The following is a 13001-nucleotide window of genomic DNA, read 5'->3' on the forward strand; positions in this document are numbered from 1 at the left end:
AAAGGTACGAAAATTTTCCTAATGTCAACCGATTTTCCATTTAAAAATGCAACTTGTTAACATTATATAACTATTTATTCCTCAAAATCAACCTCATCGTCCTTACCCATCTTACCCACAAGTATGAGTTGCTGCTGAAGCCAGCTACGAAACTCAGCTACAGAGCATTTGCCATGAGGCATCTTGGAGCGCATCTTATATACCTTTGGTTGAGGTACAGGCTGAGGTGCGGGTTGTGGCGGGATACCAGGAGCAGGATTTGGCTGAGGCACCGGATTTGGTTGAGGTTTTGGAGCTGGATTCGGGTTGGTGGTGTTGATTTCCATCTCCCAAATGTCCAGGTTTTGTGCATCATTCTTTACCTGCTGCAACTTATACTCCATATCTCTGAGCTGCATATTGATATTGCGGCAGCGGATGCTCCATCCATCGCCCAGACGGGCATCAATGGCAGTAAGCTTCTGATAGCTCTGCTCTAGTCCTTTCACCTTATTATATATAGACACATTCCACTCCTCTGGATAAGCACTACATTTCTGGCGCAAAACATAAGCCCTGTTGAGCAGCTCTACACAAGCCTCTGAAAGCTGTTCGGCACTATGCTGCATCAGATGATAATAGAGGTCCTTGATTTCCTGGGTGGTCTGTCGCATCATCTGCGCATTGCGAACCAAGTCACTCTCACGAGCCTGACGCCAAAGGTCACGCTTCTGGTTGAAGGCGGGCATGTCACAGCCCGTCTTCTCCAGCTCATCCTTTACTTCGGCGATAAATTCTTTCTCATCCTCAATCTCGTCAAACTGGGTATCGATGAAATGCAGGTCTTTCTGCACACGCTCCAAGGCTTTGATATACTCATCGGCTTCATCAAGGAAGTCGTTCGCCATATTGAGATAGTTGGTATCTGTCACCGTCTTGTTGAAACGGTTGAAGATGGCACGTGCCTTGACCGATGTAGGGAACAAAGCCGCCATATCCTCATCGCTCTCTATCTTGTCATAAACCATTTTTGACAAAGCCTTTGACAAGGTGCGGATGCAATCTACTATCTCGAAATCATTCTTGTTGTAATTAGGCTGATCCTCAGAAGGGAGAATCTTCTTATACTTACAGTCTTCCTTCAGAATGTCAACGATTTCCTGGCGATCCTTGTAAGAAAGCGATTGCAGTACAGCCTTGAAACTTGCCTTTTCAAAGATACGAACACCATCGAAGACCTTGCTGACACCTTCATCTGTGGCTGAATGAAAATCCTCGCCACCATACTTGACGATAATCTTGTTGCCACGAAGCAAGGCTGCAAGGGTGGTTACCACTACACCATAGGAATAACCCGTAGGAGGAGCCAGGAGCTCACGCTCCAGGTCAACACCCGTCTTGAACGACTTGCAGCGATTCAGAATTTCTGTAACCACAGCCAGATTATCACCAATAAACTTGCCTGATGTATCGAAGAACCGGAATTCCTCGGAAGGTCCGAAGAGCTTGGACAGTTTGGCAACAGGCACAGTTAATGCCTGCTTGGCAATGGAATCATCCAACGTAGCTGTTAAACGACGGGTATAGACATTGCCAGCCATTCTGCGCTCTACTCCCTCCAGTTCCTTGAGACAGTTTTCCTCAGTCAACTGGTAGGCATTATAGGCATAGACAATGATTCCTTCCTGATAGGCACGGCGTACCAAGTCCTCCAGCTGTGTCTGCTTGTCGCCACGGGAATCAGTAATGGTACGCTGCACCTTCTTCTCCTCATCGGTAGAATAAGTCTTGGTGTCGATATAGTCTATGCGCAAGAGTTCTGCTGCCAAATCGAGAATCTGCTTGGCGTAGGTATTCGTCGGAATTATCGACATCACGCCTTTCTCGTCTTGAGTATCCTGCTTGATCTGTGCAATCACCTGTTCCCTATCCTCATAGAAAACATCATAGAGCACCACCTTCATGTAGCGTTCTGTCTGGTTGGCAAAGTTCTCGCCATTACTGGTTTCCACACAGAAACTGTACTTCACCCCATCCAGCGTAAAGCCCTGTGCCGCCTTCACCAGGCGCAACTGCTTCATACGGCTGATGATTTCAGCCTTCTGACGATAGACAGGAATCTCGTACTTGCTCATATCGTCGATAATCTGCTGCTCTATCTGACTGGTGATGCGATACTGGTCGGCTGTCTGGAGAAGCACATTGTTCTCTACCAACAGAGCTACGGCACGCTTCACCTCGTCCAGAATCTCATAATACTGTTCCGGGCGGCGCGCATACGAACTGGTGATATTCTCTACCGTGGTACGGGCATCCGACTTGGCAAGGAAATAGATGACCTGCAAGAGTTGCTTGCCTTTCACAATCTTAAAACTGCCATCAGCCTGGATATGGTCTTCAGCCTGCTTGTAACGGATGCCGAGTGACACAGGAACATTATCCATTGCCTGATTACAGAGTTCCACAGCCGATACATGGGTATAAACCTCCTCCTCGGTCATTGACTCCTTCTTCAAGACATCGAACACCGACATCAGCATACCACGGGTACCAATCTGGCTGGTCACCGTATCGCGAGAACCAAAGAGGAAATACTGCAACATAGTAAACTGGTGCTCAAAGAAAGGATAGTAATCGGCATAAGTTTCGCCATCCTTGGTAGCACTCAGGGCGAGTCCTGAAATATTTGTAACCGCCTGAATCATACCACTGTTCTTGGTGAAATATTTCTGGAGTTCCAGTTTGCCTGCATCGGTTTTATCGAGCAGTCGCTTGCGGATAATCTTATCGATTTCTTCGGCAGCAATAGGGATACGGGTCTTAAATCGGGCTTCTACCTTGTTGAGCAGATGCAGGTTCAACCCAGCCGCATTGAGCACATCATTGAAAGCCTGCTGGGCGATGCCCACCGTCCAGACACGGTTGCCCAAGGCTGAAAGTGATTCAGAGAGACCTTCCAGGTCGAGCAGGTTGATTTTCTTCTGGGTGATGGCTTCGCTCACCTCATCAATGAAGAAAACAATCTTTTCCTGAGGATGCTTATCCAGATAAAGGGAAAGATCCTCCTTCAGTTTATCGGCATCGTATGAACTGATACGTTCTTCCACCATAGCCTTGGTTTCCACGAAGTTTTCCTCGCCAATGATAGCACTAATCGCCTTCTTGAAAACAGGCACTGTGGTCATCATATTGCGGCGAAGATTCTGCCATTTCTTACCATTGTTCTGCTCTTCTACCTTCTGGAGGAAGGCAGCATATTGACCACCCAACAAAAGATGATATTCCATGAAACCAATCCAGTTGGCCATCAGACCCAGCGAGAGCAGGAACTGGCTCATCGCCATATGAGCTATGCCCTGCCTGTTATCTACCTTTGCAGAATCGAACAAAACTACCTGGTATTTCGACTTGGCAAGAGAATCTATCTGATTCCTGATAAAGTCCTCATTCTTGAGTCCCACCAGCTTATGGGAAAATCTCTCCCGGAAACTGGTACCTTGAATAGACGGGTTTTCTATCAGGAAGCCCAACATCTTGGCAAAGTAAGACTTACCCGAACCATAGAAACCACTGAGCCAGACACCCGTTTCCTTCATATCAGAGGTAAACCTGTCGAGAAAATCAGACAAGTGGGTAGCAAGACTCTCGGTAAGGATAAAACCATCGAGTTCTTCCTTTACTTCATCCTCGCTCTGCAAATTGAGGTCGATTACATTCTTGATGTCATTGTCCAACTGGATGGACAGAATATCTTTGATTTTCATCTTTATTGTTAGTTTGTTATTTGATGACAATGCAGCGATACTTAGAGGCAGGCTGCTTGCCGAGGAACATGATTTGGTCGCCTTCGATAGTGGCAGGATAGAACACCACGAGCGGAATGTGTGAGTCCATCACCGCCGAATGCTCCATGATGTTGATATTCGAGAAATTCATGCCATAAAGCGCACCCGTATGTACAAGTACCGGCACTTTTCCTTCAGCAAACACCTGCTTAATCCGTTCGATGAGTGCGTAAAAGAAAGTACCTTCTTCAAAATTCTGACTGAAGAATACTTCCTGGCCGAAATCCTTGTAACTGGATTCAAAGATGTCTATGCCTGCTTCATCCAGGAACAGTCTGAAACTTTCACGCACATCAATGAAGCTATATCCATCCGTCAATTCCTCACGGGCCTTAGCCACATAGGCATCCTCGTCTCTGGGTGGATAAACAAAAAGTATGCTCTTTCCACCATTACATTTGCCTGCTATTTTCACAATGTCTTCCTTGAGCGTTGCTGTCAGCTCATTAAAAAGGCGATTGTGCTCTATATCGAAAGTCTGCATCATTGTCATATTATCATTTCACAATTGAATTCTCTGTTCTTTACTCTTTTTCCCTTACTTCTATCTTCACCTCATCTCCTATCTGGGTAATATTCCAGAAAGGCATGAACTCTATGCGCTTCAGTTTAGCGATGAGAGAAGTTTTATCATAGAAGCTAAACACCATCATCGGATTATCCAGACTGTTTTGGGCAGGAAACATCGCCATTGCCATTCTTATGAAATAAGCAAACAGTTGCGAAGTCATCGGCGGATAAAGGATTTGCTTTCGGATGGCTCCATCTGCCAACCCCAGTTTCTTCAAGATGGTGAGATATTTAGATGCGCATATCTTCAAAGTGGCTTCCGACCAATTGAACTCTCCTTTTTCCGTTTCCTTGATGTGATGGAGCAAGGCAAGGACATCGAGAGCCGACAATGTGGTTCGCCCCTGATAGACAGCCTGCATAAACACTTCTTCTGAAATTCTTCTGAAGAGCAGGTTGCCATATACGATTTGCCAATAAAGCACCATCAGTTTCTCCTGATAGGAGATTTTTTTTGAAGACAAAGCATTCAGAAAAAGCTGCTTATGCCTGTCGTTGGAAAAAGTCAGAATCGCCGTTTTGATGGCAGCCAGGAATCGGGTGAATGTCTTGTGGGTACGGAAAGAAAAACTTCCCTGTCCATCGGGCATACGCCCCATGTATTCGCAGATGAAATCCATCATCGACGAATAATCGGGAATACTCCCCAAGACATTTACACTTGAATCATATTTTATTGCCATTTTATTTTCTCTTATTTGGGTGTAAAGGTACGGAAAATATTTCATCTAAACAAATAAAACGAGAAAAAACTTATGCTTTTAGGATTACAAAAGTAGATTATTCCTTCCATCTTAATAAATTAAACCAGAGAGTTAAACTATCATCAAACCTCACGCTTTGGAACGATGTGAATACTTAAACCCTCTCATGTAGCATTATTTTTTTTCTAAAACTAATGCCACTATTGCCACGCTATAAGATAGCTAACTGATATTCAACAATTTAAGCGTGGCAATAAGGGCATTTTCTGTTGTCACCAATTGCCACCTAATGCCACGCTACGGCGAAAAACAGAGGAGTCGCTGCGGAAAACACAGAAATATCGAAGAAAAGAATATTTTTTCGACGAAAAACATTAAAAAAGTGGAGAAAAGACTTGCACTTGCCAACATTTTTTGTATCTTTGCACTCAGTAGGAAAAGTTCCTGCCGATTCCACCTAGAAGCTTATGACTCCTGTGAAACCACTTTTTATACTTAGAAAACCATAAGCTAATGACACAAGCAGATTTAGTAAGGCTTTACTTCGCTAAAGGAGTTGTTTACAACTCATGGAGCTATTGCTTCAACGAGCAATGCCCCCTGGCACAGGAATGTGCACACTATCTATCCGGAACTTACAAGAATCCGGAACAGACCAATGGTTACGCCATCTATCCCGATGCCTATCACGACAAGAAATGCGAACATTTCCTGCAACTCCGTCTGATGAAAATGGCATACGGATTTGAGAAGATTCTTGACGAACTGAAACGCAAAGATGAAGGAAGTTTCAGAGTACACATGACTTCCTACTTCGGAAGCAGCACTTCATACTATCGCTATAAATTAGGACAAACAGGACTCGTTCCTGAACAGCAACAGTACATCCTGCAATGGTGTAAAGGACGTGGATACACCAATATGAGGTTCGACCGATATACAGAAGAGGTTAACTACTGATAGCCAGTGACCATGAGGACCTGTACCCACGGCCATGAGCAACTGTGCCCGAGACGATAAGGAAATACAACCACGGACATGAGGACTCATACCCGAGACTACGAGGACTTTTACCCGACACAGCCGGGCAAAAGTACCCAAGGCCTTGGGCAAAACTGGGCAAAGTCTCGGGTTAACATCCCTGATGCCTGGAAGCAGAATCCAGGTCGTCAGTTGCATCCGGAAAGCAATGCTATTAACAACCACAAGTAACATCATATCAATAATTTAGCAGAAGTATGAAGTTTACCATTACAAGAATCAACAGACAGAACAAGTTGATGGTCAGTACGAAAACCGTTGACAGTTTTCTAGAGCGCATCGCCAAGGACGATGTCAAGCAAAGTGTCGCCAGATTCAGAATGAGCGTGCCGCTGATGGAAGGCGATTACCAGTACTATAAAGGCATCAGAGAATGGCAACACGTTTATCCTGCCGCTGAATTCAGCAAGGACGAAAGTGGCAATCTCGTCTTTCAGAAATCGAACGGACTCGTGATACTCCACTTCACCAATCTCATGACGAATCAGGAAAAAGATGCCGCCAAGACTGCCGCAAGTCTGCTGCCGATGACCTTCGCTGCTATCGAAGGAGCCGACGGAAGAAGCCTCATCGTACTCGTCAACATCAGCAACGAAGAAGGAAAAATCCCGACAAAAGAGGAAGAAGCAGATTTACTCTACCAATCAGCCTACGAACAGGTAAAGACGCTCTATCAGGCGCAGGTTCATGCTACCATCAAACCAGAAAAGCCATCCCTGGAATCAAACTTCATGCTTACGATGGATGCTTCACCTTATTATAACAATAAGGCGGTGGCGATGCGCATTGCCTCAAACCAGTTTGCGGTTGCCACAGCACCCAAAAGCATCGACGACCTGAAAGCCTACGAAGATTATGAGTTTCTCTATCGCAAGGCATCAGAAGAGACGATGACAGAAATGAAAAAAGCCAACATCTCTTGGAAGAACGACAACGACCGATTCTTAGCCAGCCTCTCAGCCATCGCCAGCAAGCTCTGCGCCATGGGCCTCAACGAAGAAGAAACCTTTGTCCACATTCGCCGCAATAACTGGAGCAAGGTGGCAGAAGAGCAACTCCGTCAGATTGTAGGCACCGCTTACGATTCCCATTCCAAAGACAAGAGAGTGGAGAAATCAGCCTCAGCCAGAAAAGGACGTGCCGACATTCTGCAGATGATCAACTATCTGGAAAGCCGTTACCAGTTCCGCTACAATACCGTGATGAAATACACCGAATACCGTCCCAACAATTCATGGATAGGCGATTTCAAGCCGGTGGATGCGCGCGTGCAGAAGAGCATGACGCTGGCTGTTCAGATAGCAGACATCCACGTAAGCATCAAGGACGTAAGAAATTTTCTGGAGTCAGACCGCATCAGAAACTACAGTCCGATAGAGTCCTATCTCTATGACTGTCTGGGAAAATGGGACGGCAAGGACCGCATCCGTGCCCTGGCTCGGACCGTACCCACCAACAATCCACACTGGGAAGACTGGTTTTACACCTGGTTCCTGGGAATGGTAGACCAGTGGCGCGGCGTATATCGCAAACAATATGGCAACAGCACCATGCCACTTCTCATCTCCAAGCAGGGTTACAACAAGAGCACCTTCTGCCGCCGTCTGATTCCTGCCGAATTATCCTGGGGCTTCACAGACAATATGATTCTGTCAGAAAAGCGTCAGGTACTGCAGGCAATGTCACAATTTCTGCTCATCAATCTCGATGAGTTCAATCAGATTTCGCCACAGGTTCAACAGGGTTTTCTGAAGAATCTGCTGCAGTTGCCAACGGTAAAAATCAAGCCGCCGTACGGTAGCCATGTTGAGGAGTTTCCTCGTCTCGCCTCCTTCATCGCCACGAGCAACATGACGGACATTCTTTCCGACCCATCCGGCAACCGCCGTTTCCTGGGAGTAGAACTGACGGGACCTATCGATGTGAGTGGCAGACTGAACTATGAGCAGCTTTATGCGCAGGCGATGCAAGCTCTGGAGCGTGGCGAAAAATCCTATTTCGACGCCAAGGAAACTGCCATCATCATGCAACATAACAGACAATTTGAGCAGATTTCCCCTATCAAGCAATGTTTTCTGCAGGTTTTCGAGCCTGCAAGTACCCCAGAAAATGGCGAATATCTGATGACAGCCGCCATTTTCGACATTTTGAAGCAGAAATTCGGCTCCTCCCTCCAGGTTTCGAGTATACAGAAATTGGGCAGAGAGCTCCAGAATATCGAAGGATTGAAGAACCGAAGAACAAGATTTGGCACTGAGTATCTGGTAGTTAAAAAATAACCCACTCATTTCCTTATAAAAAAGAGCGTGGCAATGCGTGGCATTAAGTGGCAATAAAAAAAAACGCTTATTGCCACGCATTATTCACTTATAATCAGAGAGTTAAATGCATTGGTGATAGATGTGGCAATAAAAACAGAAAAACATTTCTTATTCGCTATGACGTACAACCAATGTAAGTTAGGCAAAAACCATTAATAGAAAATATCTATAATAAAATAGCCAATAACTTTCGTTTATCTATCATAAAAACCGTAACTTTGCACCAGAATTTTAAACGAAACAAGAATAATGATGGAAACAAGAAAAGAAATAGCAGCAGAAAAGAAGCGTTGTGGATCACACAACTGCACCCAGGCTGTGGTTTGTACCTATTATGATTATACGGGTATGGATGAAGAGACACTTAGAAATGTGGGCAATGCCTTTGCGGCAGGAATGGGTAATATGGAAGGTACCTGCGGCGCCCTAGTAGGAGCGGGAGTAGTATTAGGCCTTGCCACAAAGGATAAGGCTAAGTCTGTCAAGGCGATGCGACAGATCATGACCCAATTCCAGCAGCGCAACGGGGCTACCCAATGCAAGCTTCTCAAAGGGGTGGGCACAGGAAAGGTCCTCAGAGAATGCCCACTCTGCGTAGCGGATGCAGCAGAACTGCTGGAAGAACAATTGGATAAACTAACCGATAAGTAGAAGGCTATGGCAAAATACAAGGTGCAAAGCGAGCACGACCGTTGCGTGGCATGTACTCACCATCTTCTACCGTCCTAGAACCTGGTGTGTTTTCTGTCCGATGGGCAACATGACTCAACTCATCTGCAAGCTCAAGGCAAGATAAGCCCTGTACTTGACTGATGATATAAACAGAATAACGATATGAATTTTCAGCAACTGAAATACATTGTGGCACTCAACCGCTTTCGCAGAGGCGCATATCAATCTATATCAGAGAAGATTTCATCCGTGAGCGTATGCTGAATACCCTTGTCGATACCCTCAAAATGTTTATTCCGGAAGAGATGATGGGAGAAGGCATCAGAAAATATGGCATCAAGCTGTAGGACTTGGCGTCAAAAAGCCCCGATGCGTCTCGCACCAGGGCTTTAAAATGATTTTATTTGTTATGAAGTACAACCATAGTGGTTGACTGCGCCACAAGTCTATGGCGACTTTTGTCTTATGGGGAATGATGGGCCACAGCCTCATTTATTAGTCCCAACTTAATCCAATCGCTTTCTCATTTCAGACGGCGATATACCCATTTTTTGTGCCGAAGCCTTGATAGCCAACACCGTAAAGGCGAGGAGGTCAAACTCTGGGTCACTTTTCAGCAACAGTTCTCTATCTTCCATTCTTTACATAATATTGTATTTGGATGCAAATTTATAGATTTTCTCTGATATTCCACTCAATTTCAGAGTTAAATAAAAAAAAACAGCCCGATTTTGCCAAAATCTTTGCTGGTGATGGAAGAAGAATCATAAAAGTAGGAGTAAACAGAGGATTTCCGTGTTGACGAATTTCAATTCCATAAAGGTACGATTAGAACTCAAGAGGCGTGCTACACCCTGCTTGCGATATTTCTCATTTCAATTCCATAAAGGTACGATTAGAACATTCCTTATTGCGAATCGATTCATCAGATGCAATCTATTTCAATTCCATAAAGGTACGATTAGAACAAGCATATTTTGCACGCCTGGGAGGTTGCTCCGGAATTTCAATTCCATAAAGGTACGATTAGAACGTATTGCCAGCTTTATAGAGAATCATAAAATACTATTTCAATTCCATAAAGGTACGATTAGAACTCACATTCATTTCGGCGCTCACGGTGACGACTTCATTTCAATTCCATAAAGGTACGATTAGAACCTTTAGGATTTACTCTTACATTAGGTTTATTCTTAGTATTTCAATTCCATAAAGGTACGATTAGAACATCCTGCAGGCAAAGGTACTGCAGATCTAGCTGAATTTCAATTCCATAAAGGTACGATTAGAACCGTCTGCTCTTGATTTGCGAGGTCTTTTTTCTGCTATTTCAATTCCATAAAGGTACGATTAGAACCTTTGGCGGCTATAAAAGATAAGGGTACAACCAAATTTCAATTCCATAAAGGTACGATTAGAACTTCCTTGCCGCCTGCATTTATTTCTTTGTAAACTAATTTCAATTCCATAAAGGTACGATTAGAACGTTCGCATTTGTTTTAGTTTTACTCAGCTGTCTGATTTCAATTCCATAAAGGTACGATTAGAACCACCTCGCCACCACCTCGCCAGCGACCAGCGACCACATTTCAATTCCATAAAGGTACGATTAGAACAAGAAAAGGTGATACATCATGGAGCTGCTGAACGTATTTCAATTCCATAAAGGTACGATTAGAACATAAATTCCCTAAAAGTTTGCGCGTACCTTTGCGCCATTTCAATTCCATAAAGGTACGATTAGAACAGCTAGGTATCTAGTGAGTGTGTTCCTTATCCAGATTTCAATTCCATAAAGGTACGATTAGAACAAAGCTATTTCTTATATTTCTTAGCTTTACGATGATTTCAATTCCATAAAGGTGCGATTAGAACTATACTTCTTGTATAGACGGTAGTAGCGTTTCTGCAATTTCAATTCCATAAAGGTACGATTAGAACCAGACCATGATATGCATAAGTCACGTTTTATCGGATTTCAATTCCATAAAGGTACGATTAGAACTATAGCTTCGACAATGTCTCAAGGTTCTCAAATGTTATTTCAATTCCATAAAGGTACGATTAGAACTCAAATACTCATGCAAAACAGCATAACTGATGTAATTTCAATTCCATAAAGGTACGATTAGAACAGGCTTGTGCTTATCTCGCTTGTGCAATAATCAATAATTTCAATTCCATAAAGGTACGATTAGAACTGAAGTTCTCAGCTACAGCATTTCCGTTGCCATCCGTATTTCAATTCCATAAAGGTACGATTAGAACTGTTCCTCTCGCTCCCGTAGCCCCTTGTGGACCTTGATTTCAATTCCATAAAGGTACGATTAGAACAATAAGCGCGGAACAGCTTTTTTAACTCTTCTGCTGATTTCAATTCCATAAAGGTACGATTAGAACGATGATTAAGTACGCCATCGAACATTTTGATGAGCTTCATTTCAATTCCATAAAGGTACGATTAGAACTCCTTCGCGAGCAGATAAAGCAAGTATCTCAGCAGGATTTCAATTCCATAAAGGTACGATTAGAACTCCCGCCTCGTACTCGTCCTCTTCCTTCCCCTCCTGCATTTCAATTCCATAAAGGTACGATTAGAACAGCCAATCGCCCAGCCTTTATGTTTTGCGGCAACAATTTCAATTCCATAAAGGTACGATTAGAACCATACCCTGGCTATCATATAGAGAATACTGGCAAGGCTATTTCAATTCCATAAAGGTACGATTAGAACAAGCCAACGCACCAACATCATCAGTATTTCATCCATTTCAATTCCATAAAGGTACGATTAGAACAGTATGAGAAAGGTCGTGCAGAAGCTGGTCAGTACCTATTTCAATTCCATAAAGGTACGATTAGAACTCATTTATTGCAAAAGTGACACACCTAGAATTTCAATTTCAATTCCATAAAGGTACGATTAGAACATATAAATACTATGAAAAACACCGCTGCCGTCGCAATTTCAATTCCATAAAGGTACGATTAGAACGATTCTAATAATATGAATATTGGTGTAAATTTCTCATTTCAATTCCATAAAGGTACGATTAGAACTAACAGGAGATCGTAATACCTACAGCCGCGAACTTGTATTTCAATTCCATAAAGGTACGATTAGAACTAAGTATTTAAATCTTTCCTTATACAAGGAACACTACTATTTCAATTCCATAAAGGTACGATTAGAACATTGCTCAAGAAAATAATGCTTTCAATGAGCGTAATTTCAATTCCATAAAGGTACGATTAGAACTGTGAATGTTGTCAGGTGTCTCGTCAAAAGTCATATTTCAATTCCATAAAGGTACGATTAGAACTCCGAGGGAACGATTAGTAAAATATGCAATTCTCTATTTCAATTCCATAAAGGTACGATTAGAACTCTGGAACAATGCTTGCAATCCAACAAACATCACATCATTTCAATTCCATAAAGGTACGATTAGAACATTCAGCTCGCCAATGACCCTGATTTTGAAAGTCATTTCAATTCCATAAAGGTACGATTAGAACGTGCCATTCTGCAATACTCTTTTGTCCCCTCATAATATTTCAATTCCATAAAGGTACGATTAGAACAAAAGTGCGTCAAGTTATTGCCGAGAACTTCCCACATTTCAATTCCATAAAGGTACGATTAGAACGAGGGGCTGGAGCTGGTAGAGATTGCCGAGGGTGATTTCAATTCCATAAAGGTACGATTAGAACGACCCAGAAAAGTTACCCGATATAGCGAGAAATCATTTCAATTCCATAAAGGTACGATTAGAACTTCGTACTAACTCGGAGGCAAAGAAGTTTTTGCTTAATTTCAATTCCATAAAGGTACGATTAGACAATAGTTCGTTAATAATTCAATAATG

The 13001-nt window shown here is 43.3% G+C and carries 7 protein-coding genes and 1 CRISPR repeat array; of the genes, 3 read left to right on the forward strand and 4 right to left on the reverse strand.

Annotated features, from left to right (window positions below; all coding sequences use genetic code 11):
- Positions 1 to 74: 74 nt before the first annotated feature.
- Genes brxC through ACQRBJ_RS10680 form a run of 3 tightly spaced genes read right to left on the reverse strand, consistent with a single transcriptional unit; the run spans position 75 to position 5077 of the window.
- Positions 75 to 3743: a BREX system P-loop protein BrxC gene (gene brxC / locus ACQRBJ_RS10670; RefSeq protein ID WP_445303597.1), complete on the reverse strand. Its 3669-nt coding sequence runs from the start codon at positions 3741 to 3743 to the stop codon at positions 75 to 77.
- 16 nt (positions 3744 to 3759) lie between these two features.
- Positions 3760 to 4311 (reverse strand): hypothetical protein, encoded by a 552-nt coding sequence (locus ACQRBJ_RS10675; RefSeq protein ID WP_441937155.1) that lies wholly within the window; start codon positions 4309 to 4311, stop codon positions 3760 to 3762.
- A gap of 37 nt (positions 4312 to 4348) precedes the next feature.
- Complete coding sequence (locus ACQRBJ_RS10680; protein ID WP_445303598.1) at positions 4349 to 5077, reverse strand: BrxA family protein; 729 nt, start codon at positions 5075 to 5077, stop codon at positions 4349 to 4351.
- Positions 5078 to 5611: 534 nt separating this feature from the next.
- On the opposite strand from ACQRBJ_RS10680, the gene ACQRBJ_RS10685 reads away from it, so the two are divergent.
- The 3 genes from ACQRBJ_RS10685 (at position 5612) to ACQRBJ_RS10695 (ending at position 9111) form a co-directional block, all read left to right on the forward strand.
- Positions 5612 to 6058, forward strand: a complete 447-nt coding sequence (locus ACQRBJ_RS10685; RefSeq protein ID WP_445303599.1) for a DUF6078 family protein — start codon at positions 5612 to 5614, stop codon at positions 6056 to 6058.
- 278 nt (positions 6059 to 6336) lie between these two features.
- On the forward strand, positions 6337 to 8418 hold the full coding sequence (locus tag ACQRBJ_RS10690; RefSeq protein WP_445303600.1) for a VapE domain-containing protein: 2082 nt from the start codon (positions 6337 to 6339) through the stop codon (positions 8416 to 8418).
- Positions 8419 to 8712: 294 nt separating this feature from the next.
- Positions 8713 to 9111, forward strand: coding sequence for a C-GCAxxG-C-C family protein (locus ACQRBJ_RS10695; protein ID WP_445303601.1), 399 nt, complete (start codon positions 8713 to 8715; stop codon positions 9109 to 9111).
- Positions 9112 to 9638: 527 nt separating this feature from the next.
- On the opposite strand, the gene ACQRBJ_RS10700 is transcribed toward ACQRBJ_RS10695, so the two are convergent.
- On the reverse strand, positions 9639 to 9770 hold the full coding sequence (locus ACQRBJ_RS10700; RefSeq protein ID WP_445303602.1) for a hypothetical protein: 132 nt from the start codon (positions 9768 to 9770) through the stop codon (positions 9639 to 9641).
- 167 nt (positions 9771 to 9937) lie between these two features.
- A CRISPR array of direct repeats spans positions 9938 to 12976; the repeat unit is 30 nt; unit sequence ATTTCAATTCCATAAAGGTACGATTAGAAC.
- The last annotated feature ends 25 nt before the right edge of the window (positions 12977 to 13001 follow it).

This window comes from Prevotella sp. SGI.167 (assembly GCF_050313615.1).
Lineage (GTDB): Bacteria > Bacteroidota > Bacteroidia > Bacteroidales > Bacteroidaceae > Prevotella.

Coding starts and splice junctions, on each gene's coding strand:
- brxC (WP_445303597.1), bottom strand. CDS start 3,743: ATGAAAATCAAAGATATTCTGTCCATCCAGTTGGACAATGACATCAAG.
- ACQRBJ_RS10675 (WP_441937155.1), bottom strand. CDS start 4,311: ATGATGCAGACTTTCGATATAGAGCACAATCGCCTTTTTAATGAGCTG.
- ACQRBJ_RS10680 (WP_445303598.1), bottom strand. CDS start 5,077: ATGGCAATAAAATATGATTCAAGTGTAAATGTCTTGGGGAGTATTCCC.
- ACQRBJ_RS10685 (WP_445303599.1), top strand. CDS start 5,612: ATGACACAAGCAGATTTAGTAAGGCTTTACTTCGCTAAAGGAGTTGTT.
- ACQRBJ_RS10690 (WP_445303600.1), top strand. CDS start 6,337: ATGAAGTTTACCATTACAAGAATCAACAGACAGAACAAGTTGATGGTC.
- ACQRBJ_RS10695 (WP_445303601.1), top strand. CDS start 8,713: ATGGAAACAAGAAAAGAAATAGCAGCAGAAAAGAAGCGTTGTGGATCA.
- ACQRBJ_RS10700 (WP_445303602.1), bottom strand. CDS start 9,770: ATGGAAGATAGAGAACTGTTGCTGAAAAGTGACCCAGAGTTTGACCTC.